An 18,720-nucleotide genomic window follows, 5' to 3' on the forward strand; every position below is an offset into this window, starting at 1 on the left:
TTTTTTACTTGAATCACCGTGGTTATCCAAATCGACTCAACTCAAAACTACGAAACCAAAACCCAAGAGATCGCTAGACAACTTTTAGCCGAAACTCGGGAAAAAAAAGGTCTTTGGTCTGCTTTACAGGATCAAATGCGTTGGGATGATAAATTACTCGATTGGGCAATGTCTAACCCCAATTTACGAGTACAATTATTCCGTTTTATTGACTGTTTACCCGCTTTACGCAGTAATGCCGAGATCGCTAATCATCTCCAACAATACCTCGGTGATGCTTCCGTAGAACTGCCCAGTGCGCTGAAAAGTATCCTCAACTTTAGTGATCCTAACTCCCTACCGGCTCAAACGGCCGCCAGTCTGATCAGTAAATCCGTAGAAACCTTAGCTCGTAAGTATATCGCCGGGGAAGACCTAGAGCAAATTACTCGCACTGTCACCCGTCTGCGGAAGGAAAAAATGGCTTTTACCATAGATCTCCTCGGTGAAGCGGTAATTACTGAAGCGGAAACCCAAGTTTATCTACAAAGTTATCTCGATTTAATGACCCATTTGGCTCAAGAAGCGAGCAAATGGAATAAAGTTAGCCAAATTGATGAAGCGGACGGCGACTTATTACCACAAGTGCAGGTTTCTGTCAAGCTAACTGCCTTTTATTCTCAGTTTGATCCCATGGATCCGATTGGTAGTAAGGAAAAAGTTTGCGATCGCATTCGCCTACTGTTGCGACGCGCTCAGGAGTTAGGGGTGGCAGTCCATTTTGATATGGAACAGTACGTTTATAAAAACCTCACCCTGGCTATCCTGAAAGAATTACTCCTAGAAGAAGAATTTCGCAGTCGTACCGATATTGGCATCACCCTACAGGCATATTTAAGAGATTCTGCCCAAGATTTACAAGATTTAATTAATTGGGCCAAAAAGCGCGGTTATCCCGTTACTGTCCGGCTAGTCAAAGGCGCTTACTGGGATCAGGAAACGATTAAATCTCGGCAAAATCACTGGCCACAGCCGGTATATAACGAAAAATCGGCCACAGATGCCAATTATGAGCGGATGACGCGGTTATTATTGGAAAATCATCAATATTTATACGCCGCCATCGGTAGTCATAACGTGCGATCGCAAGCCTTGGCCTGTGCGATCGCAGAAAGTTTAGAAATTCCCCGTCGTCGCTTTGAAATGCAGGTATTGTACGGCATGGGCGACCAATTAGCCAAAGCCTTAGTGAAGCGGGGTCATCGGGTGCGGGTTTATTCCCCCTACGGACAACTCTTACCCGGTATGGCCTACCTAATCCGCCGTTTATTAGAAAATACCGCTAATAGTTCCTTCCTACGGCAAAATTTGGAGGATCGTCCCGTGGAAGATTTAATCGCAGCCCCCCGGGTTTTAGGCCAGGATAACCCGATTATCCCCGGTTTTCCTAATGCCGCCGATACAGATTATGCCAACGAGCAATTACGAAATAAAGCGAGTCAAGCCCTTACTTTTGTCAAAAATTCCCTCGGTAAGACCTATTTACCCCTAATTAACGGCGAATACGTCACCACCAATGTTCAAATTAATTCCGTTAATCCCTGTAACCCGCAGGAAATAGTGGGGAAAGTAGGCTTAATTGAGGTGGAACAGGCAGAAAAAGCGATCATAGCGGCGAAACAGGCTTTTCCCGCTTGGAAACGCACCCCAGTGGCTAAAAGAGCCGAAATACTGCGAAAAGCGGCGGATTTGATGGAAGCGCGACGACACGAGTTATCGGCCTGGATTTGTTTGGAAGTGGGCAAAGTTATCCAACAGGCGGATCCGGAAGTGTCAGAAGCGATCGATTTTTGCCGTTATTACGCCTCCGAGATGGAAAGACTGGATTTAGGGCATAATTTCGACGTAGCAGGCGAAAATAATCGTTATTCCTACCAACCCCGGGGTATTGCTTTAGTGATTTCTCCCTGGAATTTCCCCCTAGCCATTGCGGTGGGGATGACAGTAGCAGCTTTAGTAGCAGGTAACTGCACGCTATTGAAACCTGCCGAGACTTCCTCGGTAATTACGGCGAAATTTGCCGAGATTCTCCTAGAAGCGGGTATTCCTGCCGGAGTCTTCCAATATATCCCGGGTAAAGGTTCGCAAGTGGGGGCGCATTTAGTTAGCCATCCCGATGTTCACCTAATCGCCTTCACCGGTTCACGAGAAGTGGGCTGTCGCATCTATACAGATGCCTCTATCGTGCAAAAGGGTCAAAAACACCTAAAACGAGTTATCGCCGAAATGGGCGGCAAAAATGCCCTAATTGTCGATGAGAGTGCCGATTTAGATCAGGCCGTTGTCGGTGCGGTTAAGTCCGCTTTTGGCTACACCGGCCAGAAATGTTCGGCCTGTTCGCGGATAATCGTTCTGGAAAGCGTCTATGATAGCTTTGTTGATCGCTTTGTCGAGGCTACCGGGTCCCTCAATATCGGGCCGACGGATTTACCGAGTACGGAAGTAGGACCGGTTATCGACGAGAAAGCTCAAGCAAGAATTCGGGAATACATCGAAACTGGTAAAAAAGAGGCAGAATTGGCTCTAGAAATGCCAATTCCAGAAGTGGGTTACTTCGTCAGTCCCACCGTCTTTAAAAATGTTCCCCCTGATGCGGTAATAGCGATGGAGGAAATTTTTGGTCCAGTGGTGGCGATTATCAAAGTGAGCAATTTCGAGGAAGCTTTAGCTGTAGCTAACGGAACCGACTATGCTTTAACCGGTGGCTTATATTCTCGCACTCCTGCCCATATTAACCGAGCTACGCAGGAATTTGAAGTAGGAAACCTCTATATTAACCGGGGAATCACCGGCGCGATTGTCTCCCGTCAACCCTTCGGGGGTTTCAAGATGTCGGGGGTAGGTTCCAAAGCAGGGGGTCCCGATTATCTGCTGCAATTCCTCGAACCTCGTCACATCAGCGAGAATATTCAACGTCAGGGATTTGCACCGATTGAAGGGGCCGATTAAGCGATATAGCCAAAATTGGCGATTATTGGGGGTTTATACCCCCAAATCGGGTTAAATTATCGGCTAAGACTAAATCCAGTTATTAAAAACTGATTATTTATTCTCCGTTTTGCCTTCTGCATGAGTAGAAAACGGGTTTCTCCGAGAAACCCGTTTTCTGTGCGTTACTCAACGGATTTAGTATCAGGAGTCGGTCGTCAGGAGTCAGTATTCAGGAGACTATTTTTATTTGTTTTCCCTTCCCCCCACTTCCCTATCTCCCCACTCCCCTATCTCCCCCCGCAACGCGCACGAAGTGGTCTCCCCACTCTCCTAGACTTTTTAAACAAGATTTAGTATGACAGGGGACTCCCCAGCTGTTGTCTTTCCTAGCTGATTTCTTGGCTGTCAACCTACTGCTATATACTTAAGTTGACAATTGCCTCAGCCTATCAAGAAAAGACTATGACGATTGAAACCGTTGCCACAAAACCCTTTAGTGACCAAAAACCGGGGACTTCCGGACTACGAAAATCCGTTCCCGTTTTTCAACAACCCCATTATCTGGAAAATTTTATTCAAGCTATCTTCAATACTTTAGACGGTATCGAGGGTCAAACCCTAGTTGTCGGTGGAGATGGTCGTTATTATAACCGTCAAGCTATTCAAACTATCCTGAAAATCGCCGCCGCTAACGGTATCGGTAGAATACTCGTGGGAACCGATGGTATTGTCTCCACTCCCGCTATTTCTGGGTTAATTCGTGAAAATAACGCTTTTGGCGGTATTGTTCTCTCCGCTAGTCATAACCCCGGCGGTCCGGAGGGCGATTTTGGCATTAAGTACAATATTACTAACGGCGGACCGGCCCCGGAAAATATCACCGATGCAATTTATGCCGAGACTAAGGTGATTAGCAGTTATAAAATCCTCTCAGGGGCCGATATTAATCTCGATCGCCCCAGTTCCTTTAAACTGGGAACTATGGATGTGGAAGTGATCGATGCGGTCACTCCCTATGTCAAAATGATGGAAAAGATTTTTGATTTCGATCGCATTCAGACCCTACTCACTTCTGGTAAGTTTAAAATGTGCATGGATTCTCTCCATGCGGTAACCGGTCCCTACGCTTATGCCATATTTGAACAGCGTTTAGGCGCGCCCAAAGGTACAGTATTAAATGGTATTCCCCTAGAGGATTTTGGTGGTGGTCATCCCGATCCTAACCTAGTCTATGCCCATGATCTGGTAGAAATTCTCTTCGGTCAAGAGGCTCCGGATTTTGGGGCTGCTTCCGATGGAGATGGCGATCGCAATATGATCCTCGGTCAGAATTTTTTTGTTACCCCCAGTGATAGTTTGGCGGTACTAACAGCCAACGCTCATCTAGTACCGGGCTATCAAAATGGTATCACGGGAGTAGCGCGATCGATGCCCACCAGTGCGGCGGCCGATCGCGTAGCGGCTAAACTGGGAATTGACTGTTATGAAACTCCCACCGGTTGGAAATTCTTCGGTAATTTGTTGGATGCGGGGAAAGCAACCCTTTGCGGGGAGGAAAGTTTCGGCACGGGTTCCAATCATATTCGCGAAAAAGATGGTTTATGGGCGGTTCTTTTCTGGTTAAATATTTTGGCAGTTAAAGGGGAATCTGTAGAGGAAATTGTTCGCAGTCATTGGCAAGAATTTGGTCGTAATTTCTATTCTCGTCATGATTATGAAGAAGTCGCCTTAGAACCGGCAAAAGAGATGATGGCACGTCTCCAGAAGTTGGTTTTAGACCTTAAGGGTAAACAATTTGGTAACTATGAAGTGGAATATGCCGATGATTTTAGCTATACGGATCCCGTGGATGGTAGTGTGAGTAAAAATCAAGGCATTCGCATTGGTTTTACCGATGGTTCTCGGATTATTTATCGTCTATCGGGTACGGGAACTAAAGGAGCAACTCTTCGGGTTTATCTAGAAAGTTATGAACCGGACGCAAGTAAACACGATATCGACACCCAAAAGGCCCTACAACCCTTAATTGATTTAGCCGAAGAAATCGGTCAAATTCGTCAATCTACCGGACGGGAACAACCCACAGTTATTACCTAAAATCTAGGGATCAGCTATCAGTTTTTATCGGGGAAATTTTTGACCTGCTCATCACTGATAGCTACTCCTTAATTACTTTCAGTAATTGCTTTGTGGTACAATTTCTGAATTCCCGTCACTAATTTATCTAACATCGATCGATGGCTATCATGAGTCGGATCAAAACTCTGCACTTTGGTTAATAATTTTGCTTCCTGTACGTCCACGTCGTCATCGCTATAGATTAAAGTGCTAATCGATGTTAGTAGATCTTGATAGATTTCTGGACTAGGATTGTCGCCTAAATAGGACTCTAACCATCGATAACATTCACTGGTTTTAACTGGTTTTAGTTCCGATAATAGTGGTTTAATCTCCGGATCATCATCAAGTTTTTCCCTCACAGCTACCTGTCGTAAATAATTTCTTTCTGATGGTTGAATGACACCATCAATCCAAGCAACACCGATGAGAATTTTCAGTAATTGTTTATTTTTCATCCCACACTTCCTTGACTAACTTAGCCATAAAAAAACCGTCTTGATTATGCCGATGGGGTAACACTTCGATCGCTCCCGTTTCTGTATAGTATTCTGAGAAGCATGAATTAGAGTCAGGAGTGGCCATTTTCCAATCGGGATGAGCGGCTAAAAACTGCTCGATCACTCTTTCATTTTCTAACGGATCGAGAGTACAGGTGGCATAAACTAAGATTCCCTTCGGTTTTACCCAAGTGGCAGCCGAGGCTAAAAGTTCCCCCTGTCGTTTGGCTAGTACAGGTAAATTTTCGGGTGTTTGTCGCCAACGTATATCAGGACGCTTGTGCAGGGTTCCCAATCCTGAACAGGGAGCATCGATTAGTACACGATCGGCGATGCCGTGCCACTGGGGACGATCGCGACTATCCCCTAGATGTATTTCGATCGCTTTTAAGTCTAATCTTTTAATATTGGCTTCTAACTGTCGTAAACGGGATGCCGTTTGATCACAGGCTAATATTCTACCTCGATCGCCCATTAATTCGGCAATATGAGTGGTTTTTCCCCCCGGTGCTGCACAAGCGTCGATAATTGTCTCTCCGGGCTGGGGATCGAGTAGATAAGTGACTAATTGGGCGCTAATATCCTGTAGGGTGTAATTTCCGGCTCGAAATCCCTCTAAACGCTCAATATTGCCTAAACCAGAGGTTAAACGGCAAGCTAGAGGTAACTTAAGATAATTAAAAGTTATATTGGCTGATTCTAACTCATTTTCTAGGGCTTCTAGGCTAGTTTTCAGGGGATTAATCCGAATATCGAGGTCAGGAGAGCGATTAAACCATTGACACAGTTGTTCCGTTTCCGTAACACTAAAGCGATCTAACCACAATTGCACCAACCAATCGGGGAAACTGTGGAGAATACCCAATCTAGAAGCGGTATTTTCCGGTAAAAGTAAAGGATCGTCGCCATTAGCAGTTAAACGGAGATATTGCCGCAGCATTCCGTTAACCACCGCCGCTAATTTGCCTAAATGACTGATTTTAGTTAATTCTACCGCCGTATTCACCGCCGCCGATGGGGGAATCTGGGATAGATAACGCAGTTGATAAAGACCAATATGGAGAATTCGCCGTAAATCCGGGGGTTGCTGGGCCGCAGTTTTTTTCCCCAGGCGATCGAGCAGCGCATCCAAGGTTCTTTGTCGGCGTATTATACCATAAACAATCTCCGTTGTCAAGGCTTTGTCAAGACAATTTAAGGAACTAGCGGACAAATGGCGATCAAGAGCGCGATCGGGATAGGCGGAGGAGCGATCGATATCCCGTAAAATCAGCAAAGCCAGCTGACGAGCATTATTCATGCAGTTTATAGACGATTGCGGAGGAATTGGCGTAAAATAGTCAGTGCCGGAATCGGGATTTCGTGACCCATATTTAACTCGTGATATTCGACGTTAACCCCTAAACCAAGCAGTAAATCTCTGGCTTGACGAGCAGCAGCGATAGGAACGACGGGATCCTGCTTACCATGAACAATTAAGACATTTTGTGGGCCTTGGGGATGGGGTTCACCGTGCAGATAACCACTCAAGGAACCCAATCCCGCCAAGGGTAAAGATAAACCCACATCCAGCGTCATCGCTCCCCCTTGGGAAAAACCGGTCAAAAAAGTCCGCTCTAGGGGAATACCGGTAGTTGCTTCTAGGGAAATAATCCAATCGTGCAACTGTTGACGACTAGGGACTAAACCTTGATAATCGGAGGTTTCTAAAGCATACCAGGCGCGTCCCCCCGGCACTTGGGGATGATCGAAGGGAGCATTAGGAAACAAAAATTGACAATCAGCTAGATCCAGCATCGATGCAAGGGGGGCCAGATCCATGGCATCTGCACCCCAACCGTGCAGCATGATCACTAGATAGCGAGCGGGATTTTCCGGGGAAGGGGGAATGACAATCGGGTTAAAAGACAGAGTTTTTTCCTCGCAATTCTCTTTTTTCTCTATTCTATAGCGGTTTTCCCCGGGGTGAGATGGGTGTTGGGGGAGTCTTTTCAGTGATCAGCTTCTGAAGGCAAAAGGCACTCATGCAAAAGGCAGCTTTAATCTCCCAACTCCGGCACTCCCAACGCCCATCACCCCACACCCCACACCCCACACCCTGTCCCCAGGAAAAACTTTTTCAGCATACCCTAAATAGTAACCAATAATTTCCCTTGTCTTTCTATCAATTAACCGCCAAATCTAAACCTTTATCGTCTTAGAAAAAACCCAAGACCACATCTCATCACATTCTCTAAACAATTTACCTTTTGGTTTGTCCGAAACCTTTACTTGACGGGGAACAGCCGCCAGTTTATTGTTGACATAATTTTGTAAACATGACCAACTTACCCCTGTTACTCTCGCAATTCCTCGCAAGGAAATTCGTTCGAGCAAGAGTTGATCAATTAATTGTTTGGTTTCGTCAGAGACGGTTTTATTAGTGGGATTGATCACCAACGGTTGACCACATTCTTTACCTTGACGTTTGGGTTTTCCATTATGAATAGAACCATTCTTGATAGTATGGTGAGAACCACAACGCTTGACAGGGAAATAGAGGTGAAGGGGGTATTTTGTTCGGTGCTAGACTGATATTTGAGTCAGCCAGACAGGAGCCAGAAAAAGATATTTATCAGAAAAGTCATGCTCAAGCTAGAAGTTTAAAGACTGATCGGGTTGCAATTATTTTTATTAATAAATATTTTACACAATTCATACCAGGTAAGCAAGAGGGCTACGCCACTACTACCGAATTATTACCACATCGGTTACTTTTTTTCTGGTCCAGATGGTGAGAATTGTCAGGAAAAGTCAACCCATCACTCCCCCTCAAGGATTTTTATCGATTCCAGTTAATCGATCAGAAACAGTACAAGTGTATTTAATTAACTGGCCGACGTTTAATTTATCCTACTATTCTCCTGTTCTATGTCTCGCAGTCTTTTTAAAATTTCTGATTGATCTGGGTGCTCTCTAATTTTATTAATCTCTTCAGGACTCATAATATCAAATAATAACCATATTAATCTTTCTCTCGTATCCTCGTCACTAAAATTTCCCCCGATGATAGCGTCTAATCTTCCTTGATATTTCTCTGGCGTTTCTTTCAGTGTAAATCTACCGATTAATTCTTGGGTGCATTTCTGAATAGTAACTATTTCTTTAAAACAATCAAATTTAGGCTTGATAGAAGAATTATATAGGCTGGTTTTCTTGATTGCCAATTTCTTTTCTAAAGGAATAATAATAGATATTTGAGAGTCTTTGTACCGCTCTAAAATCTTTTTGATCCCACTGGAGACAGGATTAATTGTCGATAAGCTAAATCCACCCATTACTTGGTCGATTTGTTCTAAATTAGGGTTTAAGGAACCCATAATAAGACCGAAGACCAGAGCAATGATTAAACCAAAAAAAACATTATCCTCGATCAAGCTTAATAGAGAAAATATAAGTTGAATGAGAAGGTATAAAAGTATTGATACAAAAATTTTGACAATTAATAAACAAAGGAAAGTATTTAAAAAATCCTTTTCTAAATCGGGAAATAAATGACGAATCCTAAAAGCTGAGAAATAGCTAATTCCAGTTTCATATAATACTCCAATAATTATCGCAGCCAAAATGGAAGACCACAGATCCCCTCCCAGAAGTTTCCGTATTTCGCTGAAAAGATCGGTGGCAGCAGTTGTCTGAGAATCTACCAAAAATAGGTAATGGGTGAATGAACTGAAAAAAGGAAACTTGTCTAATTCCGTTAGAAACTGACTACAAAATACCATTTATCCTCAGCTGACGAGTTTTCCAAGTGGGAGTAAAGATTTTGTAGCTTTCTTCTTTATTGACTTTGATATAGCCTTTGTCCGCTAGTTTTTCTAATTTATCTTGTAAGTTAGCTTCTCCAATTCTATCTGTTTCAATTTCAAAGCTCAAGGCAGTGGCAGCCCTAACTTTGAGTAAATCAGATAAAAGAGACTTCTCCGCGGAGGTTAAATAATTGTCAGACTTAGCTGAAGTCCCAGAATCACCCTTATAAGTGTCATTGTCTTTGGACTTAGAAGGAAATATGTCAAGCATTCTGTTTTGTGTAGTTTATAAATACACTTCGACCAGTACATCTTGATCCTCAGTCATGACTCTCTGAGTTCATGAATGGGAATGACTGAGATATGTCTGAGTTTTTTGCGATGATAGCGTGAATGATCACTCTCTGATCTCATGACTGAGATATGTCTGAGTTTTTTGCGATAAAATAGAAATTAGGTCGATTGATGGAAGTTTATGGCGCGATCGCTTAAAGTAAAATCAGAATATATCCCTAGAGTCAAACAAGCAGTTAAACGCAATGGTTACGTAAGTCAACAGCTGCTTGCTGAGGAGTTAGGGTTGGCAAAATCGACTCTTAGCCTTTTTCTTAACGGTAAACCGATTAGTAATCTCAATTTTTTTGAAATTTGTCAAAAATTAGCCCTTGATTATCAAGAAATCGCTGACTGGGATGAGTTGGAGGAAACAGCTGCTGCCACGTCTGAGGATGAGGGAGAAAACCGGGCCGCGGATTTTTCCAAGTATATTGAACGTCCTCCAGTGGAACAGCTTTGTCTGGAGACGGTGCGTCAAGCAGGTTCATTATTGCGGATTAAATCAGCCAAGGGGATGGGTAAAACCCTATTAGTCGATAGAATTTTGATTCAAGTTGACAAAAGACAGTATAAAACCGTCAGTTTGAGTTTTTTACAAGCAAGCAAAGGAATTCTCAGCGATTTAGACCGATTGCTCTCTTGGTTTGCTTTGATTATTTCCAAGAAATTAGGATTAGCAGCTCTCTTTCAGGAAAAATGGCAAGAAGGATTAGGACTTTATAGCTGTACTGCCTATTTTGAAGACCATTTGCTCAAAAAGCTGGATAAACCCCTAATTTTAGTTTTAGAGGAGATAGATAGTCTCTTTACCTATACCAGCGTTGCCGACGATTTCCTTAGTTTATTTCGTCTTTGGCACGAGGAGGCAAAAAATAATAATACTTGGCAAAAGTTACACTTAATTATCACCTACTCCACAGAAAATTATGTTCCTGCTGACCTGAATAAATCTCCTTTCAATGTAGGAACAGAAATCCTGTTACCTGATTTTACTCTAGAACAGGTCTTGACTCTAGCTAATAAATATCAGGCTAACTTGGGAAAAGATGAACTGCAAAGAATAATTAATCTTGTCGGGGGACATCCCTATTTAATCCAAAAAGCGATTTATGCGATTACCCAAAAACAACTGTCTTTAGCAGATTTTTTAGAGACAGCAGCCACGGAAGCGGGAATTTATGGGGATCATTTGCGAGGACATTTGCTAAACTTACAAGAACATCCAAACCTAGCAGCAGGAATGAAAAAGGTTGTAGAGTCGTCTTCTCCCGTTGATTTAGGTGCAACAATTAATTGGCAACTTCATAGTTTAGGATTAGTAACCTTTGTGCAGAATGCTGTTCAACCCCGTTATCCACTATACAGCGACTATTTTAGGTATCGCCTATCCTCCTAAAATCCAATATATTGAGTTAAACTGTTGTACATCTAAATCTAATATTCGTTTTCACCTGTTCCCCGTTCCCCCATCGAACCCAGAACTTTAAATGCGGACTAGCTTAGGCACAGATAACCTTTGATTAAATTATTCATCGAACTTAACCAATCAGACAAATTGCTAATTTTAATCCTATGGCGACCAATTTTTATTATGTTGGAGGCAGCGTTCCCCTAGATGCACCTAGTTATATCAAGCGGGAAGCAGATGATCTATTTTATAACTATCTAAAAAATGGACAGTATTGCTATGTGTTAAATTCCCGTCAGATGGGAAAATCAAGTTTGTGGGCACAGACACAAAAACGACTGCAAGAGGATAATATTGATTGTGCTACCATTGATTTGAGTGGTATAGGAAAAAACATCTCCGAAGATATTTGGTATCGAGTATTATTTGAGCAACTGGTTAAACGATTTGATCTTTCTATTCGGGGAAAAGAGCAAACTTGGTGGGATGAACGAGCCTATAAATCAGCTATTAATCGTCTTGATGAATTTGTTGAGGACATTCTCTTAAGGGAAGTATCCCGACCTATTGTTATCTGTTTCGATGAAATTGATAGCGTTCTGAGTTTAAATTTTTCCACAGATGATTTCTTTGCTTGGCTGCGTAGCTGTCATGAAGAACGTCCTCATAATAGGGATTACCAACGTCTAACCTTTTGTATGTTGGGGGTAGCGGCAGTTTCTAACTTTATTCTAGATAATAATCGTAGTCCTTTTAATATTGGTCAAGATATTCGATTATCTGGATTTACTATAAAGGATGCCAGAAAACTTGCCGAGGGATTGCAGGACAAAGTTATCGCACCGGAACGGGTTTTAGAGGAGGTTATAGACTGGACAGGTGGACAACCATTTTTAACTCAAAAAATTTGTCATTTAATCTCCACATCTCGCACTGGATTTGGCAAGGAATCCCCAGCAACCCCGATTAATGTCGGCGATTTTATCCAGTCGCAAGTAATTAGTAACTGGGTATCTCAAGATAGTCCAGAACACCTAAAAACTATTCGGAATCGTTTATTAAATAAGCGTGTCACGGGTAGAAGAATGCTGAAGCTTTACCTAGAAATTTTAAGAAATGGTGAAATTACCGATGATGGTAGTCTTGATCAAATAGAATTACGCTTAACGGGATTGGTAGTTCAAGACCGACAAAAGTTAAAAGTTTATAATAAGATTTATAGAAATGTTTTTAATGAAACTTGGGTGACAACGGAATTAAATAAAATCCCTCCATACATTGAAAAGTACGAAGTTTGGTTAAATTCAGGGGAAGATGCCACTAAACTTCTTTCTGATCAAGATTTAGCAGAAGCTTTAACTTGGAGTAAAAATCAAGACCTTAATGAGTCAGAAAAGCGTTTTTTAGAGTTAAGTGAAATCGCAGCCAAACGAAAAGCACAGATAGCACGTCAAGGGGAAGCATATCAACTGGCTGAAAAACAATTAACGCCCAAATTTGAGGAGAATCAACGAGCAGCTTTAATTGAGGAAACTTTAGCTTGGACGGGTGGTAACTTGGAGTTAACGGAAATAGTTATCGGTTTGCTAATCGACAATAAAAATGAGTTGCGGGAAGGAGAAGAAAAACCAGTAATTGAACAATTGATTCAGAAAAATATTGTAGAAAATTGGTTACAAAATAAAGCGGCAGCCCATCTCCATAAAATACAAAACAGTCTCTTAACTCCTGATAAAAATGTTAGGTCAACATTAGAAATCTATCAAGACATTTTGCAGGGGAGAGTCTTTGCTGATAATAAACCGGAAAAATTGGCACTTCAGCAAGCAGAATTAGTAATTAAAAATAATGAGTATCTAGAAGTGGCCAATCGAATTTATAAAGGGGTATTTAATGTTCAATGGGTTAAACAAGAACTAGAAAAATTAGATAAGGTGGAGAATTCTCCTGCTGGTTTAACTAAAATATTATCTTTCTTGGCACTATTAGGCTTTCTTGGATTTACTTTTTGGTCATTCAAGACTCCTGAAAAGACTCCTAATGTCGTGTTTACAACCTCACCTAGTATTCCAGAAATTTGTACTAAACGAGATTTTACTATCAGCTTAGACAGGACTATTCAACAACTGCAAGAATTGGAAAGAAAACAAGGTGATTGGTTTCCTTACAAGTGTGGGACTCAATTAAATGAATTAAGGTTAATTCAGCAAGCAGTAGGACTAGCTAAAAATAATTTTGTGGCTAATGTGCCGGGTAGAGAAGGTGGTTTTGAAATTTTGTGCAAAATCCCCCCATCTTCTGATAACTTTAAAGAAGCTCAATCTTGGGCAAAAATTTGGTATAAGGATAGAGCTTGGAAATCGGATATCGATCGAGCTTTGCAAGATAATCTAGATTGCCAAAAACTTATTGAATAAACATTAATTTTTCAATCACTAAATACCCCATCACTACCCGTTAACTCATCGGATAATGATACTCGGATTCCTTCTCTTCCCCGTGACCAAACTAGAGAGAATAGGTCAGAAACATTGAAGGATTGACTCCTGACAACAGGAGAAAAATTAACCTGTGGATTCTTTTGACGCAAAACAAATACTTGCATATAATAGAGGATATTGCCAATCATTAGCCAGAGAATTAAACTAAAAATAAAAGTAAATGCCATGACTACAATCCATCCAAAAAATTGAAAAGCGACTTGAGATAGCCAATTATCCTGTGCGGCTCCACGGGCGAATTCTCCCGCACCTTTGGTACTAAAGAAACCCACCGCCATTGTTCCCCAAAAACCACAAAAAAGATGTACTGGAATTGCTACCACTGGATCATCAATTACTTTAGTTTTAATTAAAAATTCTTCTCCTAATAAGACAATAATGCCACTAATGCCACCAATGATAATAGCTGATCTGATATCAACATAACCTGATGATGCCGTGATCCCCACTAACCCACCTAAAATGCCATTAATAATTGTGGATAAACTGGCCTTGCGACCGATTAAAGGATTAAGAATTAATGCCAAAACTCCCCCAGCGGCAGCGGCAATCATCGTGGTAGTAATTGCCATAGGGACATTATCCAAATTTACCGCCGAACCACCATTAAAACCAAACCATCCTAACCAAATAATTAAACAACCAAGGGTTGCAAATCCTAACTGATGGGGAGCAAAATTTCCTCTTTCTTTTTCTTCATAACTATCGGTTTTGCGATTATAACCAAAACGTCCATCTCTCGGTTTTAGCAACCAAGCACCCACTAATCCGGCCATTCCTCCCACCGAATGCACCACCGTTGAACCGGCAAAATCTCGAAACTTAAATAAGTTATATAACCATCCTTCCGATGACCAAATCCAATGTCCTGTCAGAGAATAAGAAAAAGCAACTAAAAAGAAACTAAATAGCAAAAATGCCCAAAATTTAACCCTTTCTGCCACTGCTCCCGATACAATGGTCGCCGCAGTTCCCGCAAAAGTTAATTGAAAGAAAAATAAAGTGGCAATTGAACGACCTGGCCACAATTTTTGGAATTGACTGTATTGATTATTAGGGGTTAAAATTTCCAAGAAAAATCCTGTACCACCAAAGAAACTATTTCCCCGTTCAGATGTATTGCCAAACATGAAACCGAAACCAAACATCCAATAAGCCAAGGCAGAAACACAGAAGACAATTAGGTTTTTAGCTAAGACATTAGTGGCGTTATTAGTACGACAAAAACCCGTTTCCAGCATGGCAAAACCCGCATTCATAAAGAATACTAACGAGCCGGCTATTAACATCCAGAGATTAGCAACTAAATCCAGAGTAGAATTATTTAAATCTTGTGCTGTGACTTTGCCTACACCGATCAACAGCATGACGATAAGAGAGAAACAAAAAGATAGGATATTACGCAAACGCGGGCGATATTCTAGAAAAGATAATAATCGATTCATCGGCTATAACTCTCATGGGCAATTTCCCCTTTATAGTAATTGATTTAATCCCCTATCGTTCACTCAAAACTGCTTTTTTTCTTGTCCAGATAGCGAGAATTGTCAGGAAAAGTAAACCCATCACTCCCGCTAAAGGATTTTTATCGATTCCAGTTAACCAATCGGGAACAGTACCAGTGTATTTAATTAACTGACCCACATTTAATATATAGTATGCCCAGACTAAACCCGCGTGCAGACCGATACTTTTACCCAAACTACCACCACAGGCGCGTTTTGCCCAACCGAGAATTAATCCTAGCAAGACTAAGGCAGGAAATTGGGGAAAAGTGCGGATAATTTCGGCTAAAGGTTTAATAAAGTGGGTAAGAGCGAAAATTAAGGCACTAATCACTAGAGCGATAGCGGGACGATAATCCTTTTCTAATTCTCCCAGTAACCAGCCCCGAAATAGCAATTCTTCCGCAAAACCCACCGCTAAAGCGACTAAAAACCCCTCCAGGATGATTTTGCTGATTTGGGGATTTGCGGGTAAGAAATTTAACCAACCTAGGAACCCTTGGGACAGAAAAAGCGAGAAAGTGAAAAATAGACCGATCGCCAACCCGTTAATTAACTCGATCGGCGTTTTTCTTCGCCAAATCAACCCATAATCGGCTAATCCCTCATCGCCATAAATTATCCGTCCCCACCAATGGGATAACCCCAAAAATTCCAGATAGAGAACAGAAAGGGTCAAAATTGAGACAAGATTAGCATTAGTGGCAAAAAAGTGATAGAGGGGAAGTGCGATCGGCAACCAGAGAAAAAGTAAGAGCAAAATAAAAATTCCCAGTCGCAGGGGGACTGGGTAAGTGGCAATTACCCGCAATCTTTTATTCATCGGGTTCGATACTGCTGGTTAAACCTTTATTTTTCAAGGTTTCACAGTAAAATTCCGCGTGTTCTTGGATGCAGGTAATCACCAAGGCTGTACCATTCGTGTGCGCTTCCATCATGATATCAACTGCTTGGGGTTGCGTCATACCGGCGATCGTTTGCATTAAACTCTGAACCACATACTCCATCGAGTTAAAGTCGTCATTGTGGAGTAAAACGCGATAACGCGGTGCTGGTTTACGGATTGTCGCTGTGGAACGCTTTTCGATGACTTCTGTGGACACCGTGTCTCTCCTTTGAATCTATATCACAAATAAAGGTCAATTACTAATGATCATAATCAAAATTTCCAGATTGAGCTAGGCTTTTTCAGCGATCCGTGAGGGGTTGGGTGTTGGGGAGTGGGGGACAGCCAAAGGAATGACATTTCTAGATGGATAGATCATAATTAAATTAACCCTGTAATTTAACCTTATTTCTCTATGTCTGCTGGCGAATTACAAAATCTCGATAAAAATATTCAACGCTTAAAAGAACAATTAGCGGGAATCCGCGATGCGTGGACAGGTGCGCGTCCAGAAGATAAAGTTCTTTTGCAGCAACGCATAAACGATAAGCGCACAGAAATTAAAAAATTTGAACGAGAAAAATGGGATTTAATCGCCAGCGAGAGTCAAGAATCGTCCTTTCCTGATGCCGAGGTAATGGTAGCAGAAATTGTCACAGAATTGACGGCAATTACCGCAGAACCACCCCCTGAACTTGCTTCTGTACAAATCTTAGAATCATTAAACCAAATTCTGGCTAAACTCAATCAACCAGAGCGATCAGCAGCAGCCAAATTAAAAGCGGCCCTATCTACTATACCCCCTTTTGTTTCCCTGACCTACGAAGCGGAATTAGATACTGAGTCAACTTTTAAGCGTTATTTTCCCACATTTAATCTTGCGATCGCAGGGGTGATAAATCGGCTAAAAAAGTAAGTATTCCCTCTATCCCTAGTAATGTGGGCAAAAGTACGGTTAATTTTGTCGGGAGGGAAGATGAGTTAACCTTAATTCATCAGCAATTGCAAACAGAACAAGGGGTGATTGTTTGTGCAGTGGAAGGGTTAGGGGGAATAGGAAAAACCGCTTTAGCTTTGGAATATGCGAAACGATACCAACAGGAATACGCGGCACAATATTGGTTATCCTTGCGACTATCGGGTTTAGCAGAAGAAATAGTTAAATTAGCTGGTCCCTATCTATCTTTACCAGAAATATTGAAAAAAGAATCTTTAGAAAAACAAGTGGACTGGTATTGGCAAAATTGGCTACCTCAGCAGGGAAAATTATTATTAATTCTCGATGATGTCCCCAATATCGACCGAATTCCCGATCGAATGTTACCAAAAGATTCTAGGATTAAGATATTAGTCACCACTAGGGAAAGGTGTCTTAGTACGGAATTTGAGTCTATAGCTTTAGATGTTTTACCCTTAGATAAATGTGTGGAATTATTAACCAAAATTGTTGGTACTGCTAAAGTTGAGCAAGAAAAAGCTTTAGTAGAACAGATTTGTCACGAAATTTTAGGACGCTTAACCTTAGCAGTGGAGTTGGTGGGGGAATATTTAGCGAAAAATCGTCATTTAAAGTTTAGCCATTTACGCGATAAATTAAATTTAGCTCATACTGCTTTAACCAAGGAAAGAAACCACAGAGATTATGGACATTTAGGGGTAGCAGCCGCAATTAAAATCAGTTGGGATGATTTAAGTTCTGCTGGTCAAAAAGTGGCAATGCTGTTGAGTTTATTCGCACCAGTGGCTATTGCTTGGACGTTGCTAGAAGATACGGCAAAATCCACGGAAATTACCGAAAGCGAACTAGAAGAAGCGCGGGGACAATTGGATAATTCTCATCTGATGCAACCCGTGGATGAGGACTATTCTTTTTATCGGATTCATCCCCTCGTGAGAGAATTTTTTCAACAGCAATTACAGGCAATTCCTGAGATAAATTCTCTTTATCGATGCGCTTTTGTGGAAACTTTGTTAACCATTGCCGAAAATATCCCGCAAACCCCCACAAGGGAGATTATTGCAGCGGTAACTCCCGCAATTCCCCATCTGCAACTTGTCAGTCAAACCATGTTAGATGATATTCCCAACCCGGAAGATAATTTAATTCAGGTGTTTCTTGGGGTAGCTTCGTTTTATAAGGGACAGGGAGAATATAATTTAGCAGCAGCTACCTTAACAAAATGTTGTGAAGAAATCCAATCTCGCTTAGGAGAAAACAATCTCTATTTTGCTAGCAGTCTCAATAATTTAGCACTATTATACAAATCCCAAGGCAGATACGCAGAAGCAGAACTGTTGTGTAAGCGCTCTCTTTCTCTGATAGAACAGCTATTAGGAGAAAACAATCTCTATTTTGCTACCAGTCTCAATAATTTAGCAGGATTGTACCAATGTCAAAGCAGATACGCAGAAGCGGAACCCTTGTATAAGCACTCCCTTTCTCTAAGGGAACAGCTATTAGGAGAAAACGATCCCATTGTTGCTACCAGTCTCAATAATTTAGCGGTATTATACGAATCGCAAGGCAGATACGCAGAAGCAGAACCCTTGTGTAAGAGAGGCCTTTCTCTGATAGAACAGCTATTAGGAGAAAACAATCTCTATTTTGCTACCATTCTCAATACTTTAGCGGCTGAGAGGGGGACAAGCGAGCTAGAAGGTAGATAGGGCAAGCGATATCGCTCTTTGTCCTTTGATGTAATCCTTCA

Annotated in this window: 14 protein-coding genes and 1 pseudogene; 6 read left to right on the top strand and 9 right to left on the bottom strand. The window is 41.7% G+C overall.

Annotated elements, in window-relative coordinates; genetic code table 11:
* Positions 1–18 precede the first annotated feature (18 nt).
* On the top strand, positions 19–2,988 hold the full coding sequence (gene pruA / locus IM500_RS09555) for an L-glutamate gamma-semialdehyde dehydrogenase (protein WP_190721948.1): 2,970 nt from the start codon (positions 19–21) through the stop codon (positions 2,986–2,988).
* A gap of 444 nt (positions 2,989–3,432) precedes the next feature.
* Positions 3,433–5,067, top strand: a complete 1,635-nt coding sequence (locus IM500_RS09560; protein ID WP_287732981.1) for an alpha-D-glucose phosphate-specific phosphoglucomutase — start codon at positions 3,433–3,435, stop codon at positions 5,065–5,067.
* A gap of 68 nt (positions 5,068–5,135) precedes the next feature.
* On the opposite strand, the gene IM500_RS09565 is transcribed toward IM500_RS09560, so the two are convergent.
* From IM500_RS09565 to IM500_RS09590, 6 genes and pseudogenes are all read right to left on the bottom strand, one after another.
* Positions 5,136–5,546 carry a tellurite resistance TerB family protein gene (locus IM500_RS09565; protein ID WP_052276002.1) on the bottom strand — a complete coding sequence of 137 codons (411 nt, stop codon included), beginning with the start codon at positions 5,544–5,546 and terminating at the stop codon, positions 5,136–5,138.
* Positions 5,536–6,888: a 16S rRNA (cytosine(967)-C(5))-methyltransferase gene (locus IM500_RS09570; protein ID WP_190721952.1), complete on the bottom strand. Its 1,353-nt coding sequence runs from the start codon at positions 6,886–6,888 to the stop codon at positions 5,536–5,538. Before IM500_RS09570 ends, IM500_RS09565 begins: the two co-directional genes overlap by 11 nt.
* A gap of 5 nt (positions 6,889–6,893) precedes the next feature.
* Positions 6,894–7,436 (bottom strand): alpha/beta hydrolase, encoded by a 543-nt coding sequence (locus IM500_RS09575; protein WP_287738192.1) that lies wholly within the window; start codon positions 7,434–7,436, stop codon positions 6,894–6,896.
* A gap of 267 nt (positions 7,437–7,703) precedes the next feature.
* Positions 7,704–8,215, bottom strand: a pseudogene (locus IM500_RS09580) (IS1-like element transposase); the annotation flags it as partial.
* 255 nt (positions 8,216–8,470) lie between these two features.
* A complete protein-coding gene (locus IM500_RS09585; protein WP_287738194.1) occupies positions 8,471–9,352 on the bottom strand; it encodes a hypothetical protein in 882 nt (293 codons plus the stop codon).
* The gene (locus IM500_RS09590) at positions 9,339–9,647 is read right to left on the bottom strand and encodes a hypothetical protein (RefSeq protein WP_287738196.1); all 309 of its coding nucleotides are present in this window, start codon (positions 9,645–9,647) and stop codon (positions 9,339–9,341) included. The genes IM500_RS09585 and IM500_RS09590 overlap by 14 nt, the downstream gene beginning before the upstream one ends.
* Before the next feature lie 204 nt (positions 9,648–9,851).
* Between IM500_RS09590 and IM500_RS09595 the strand changes: the two genes are divergently transcribed.
* Both IM500_RS09595 and IM500_RS09600 read left to right on the top strand, forming a co-directional pair.
* Complete coding sequence (locus IM500_RS09595; RefSeq protein WP_287738198.1) at positions 9,852–11,108, top strand: AAA-like domain-containing protein; 1,257 nt, start codon at positions 9,852–9,854, stop codon at positions 11,106–11,108.
* Positions 11,109–11,284: 176 nt separating this feature from the next.
* Positions 11,285–13,537 carry an AAA-like domain-containing protein gene (locus IM500_RS09600; RefSeq protein ID WP_287738199.1) on the top strand — a complete coding sequence of 751 codons (2,253 nt, stop codon included), beginning with the start codon at positions 11,285–11,287 and terminating at the stop codon, positions 13,535–13,537.
* A gap of 11 nt (positions 13,538–13,548) precedes the next feature.
* On the opposite strand, the gene IM500_RS09605 is transcribed toward IM500_RS09600, so the two are convergent.
* The 3 genes from IM500_RS09605 to clpS are packed head-to-tail and all read right to left on the bottom strand — an operon-like array spanning position 13,549 to position 16,229.
* Positions 13,549–15,066 carry an ammonium transporter gene (locus IM500_RS09605; RefSeq protein ID WP_287738200.1) on the bottom strand — a complete coding sequence of 506 codons (1,518 nt, stop codon included), beginning with the start codon at positions 15,064–15,066 and terminating at the stop codon, positions 13,549–13,551.
* 52 nt (positions 15,067–15,118) lie between these two features.
* The gene (locus IM500_RS09610) at positions 15,119–15,949 is read right to left on the bottom strand and encodes a CPBP family intramembrane glutamic endopeptidase (protein ID WP_287738201.1); all 831 of its coding nucleotides are present in this window, start codon (positions 15,947–15,949) and stop codon (positions 15,119–15,121) included.
* Positions 15,942–16,229, bottom strand: coding sequence for an ATP-dependent Clp protease adapter ClpS (gene clpS / locus IM500_RS09615; protein WP_002738526.1), 288 nt, complete (start codon positions 16,227–16,229; stop codon positions 15,942–15,944). Before clpS ends, IM500_RS09610 begins: the two co-directional genes overlap by 8 nt.
* Positions 16,230–16,427: 198 nt before the next feature.
* Between clpS and IM500_RS09620 the strand changes: the two genes are divergently transcribed.
* On the top strand, positions 16,428–16,928 hold the full coding sequence (locus tag IM500_RS09620) for a hypothetical protein (RefSeq protein ID WP_190721964.1): 501 nt from the start codon (positions 16,428–16,430) through the stop codon (positions 16,926–16,928).
* 23 nt (positions 16,929–16,951) lie between these two features.
* Positions 16,952–18,679, top strand: coding sequence for a tetratricopeptide repeat protein (locus IM500_RS09625; RefSeq protein ID WP_287738202.1), 1,728 nt, complete (start codon positions 16,952–16,954; stop codon positions 18,677–18,679).
* Positions 18,680–18,720 lie beyond the last annotated feature (41 nt).

The organism is Microcystis sp. M179S2, from assembly GCF_020245805.1.
GTDB classification, from domain to species: Bacteria; Cyanobacteriota; Cyanobacteriia; order Cyanobacteriales; family Microcystaceae; genus Microcystis; species Microcystis aeruginosa.

What these genes read in the sequence shown, in the direction of transcription:
- IM500_RS09560 (WP_287732981.1), top strand. Translation starts at nt 3,433, where the DNA reads ATGACGATTGAAACCGTTGCCACAAAACCCTTTAGTGACCAAAAACCG.
- IM500_RS09565 (WP_052276002.1), bottom strand. Translation starts at nt 5,546, where the DNA reads ATGAAAAATAAACAATTACTGAAAATTCTCATCGGTGTTGCTTGGATT.
- IM500_RS09570 (WP_190721952.1), bottom strand. Translation starts at nt 6,888, where the DNA reads ATGAATAATGCTCGTCAGCTGGCTTTGCTGATTTTACGGGATATCGAT.
- IM500_RS09575 (WP_287738192.1), bottom strand. Translation starts at nt 7,436, where the DNA reads ATGCTGCACGGTTGGGGTGCAGATGCCATGGATCTGGCCCCCCTTGCA.
- IM500_RS09585 (WP_287738194.1), bottom strand. Translation starts at nt 9,352, where the DNA reads ATGGTATTTTGTAGTCAGTTTCTAACGGAATTAGACAAGTTTCCTTTT.
- IM500_RS09590 (WP_287738196.1), bottom strand. Translation starts at nt 9,647, where the DNA reads ATGCTTGACATATTTCCTTCTAAGTCCAAAGACAATGACACTTATAAG.
- IM500_RS09595 (WP_287738198.1), top strand. Translation starts at nt 9,852, where the DNA reads ATGGCGCGATCGCTTAAAGTAAAATCAGAATATATCCCTAGAGTCAAA.
- IM500_RS09600 (WP_287738199.1), top strand. Translation starts at nt 11,285, where the DNA reads ATGGCGACCAATTTTTATTATGTTGGAGGCAGCGTTCCCCTAGATGCA.
- IM500_RS09605 (WP_287738200.1), bottom strand. Translation starts at nt 15,066, where the DNA reads ATGAATCGATTATTATCTTTTCTAGAATATCGCCCGCGTTTGCGTAAT.
- IM500_RS09610 (WP_287738201.1), bottom strand. Translation starts at nt 15,949, where the DNA reads ATGAATAAAAGATTGCGGGTAATTGCCACTTACCCAGTCCCCCTGCGA.
- IM500_RS09620 (WP_190721964.1), top strand. Translation starts at nt 16,428, where the DNA reads ATGTCTGCTGGCGAATTACAAAATCTCGATAAAAATATTCAACGCTTA.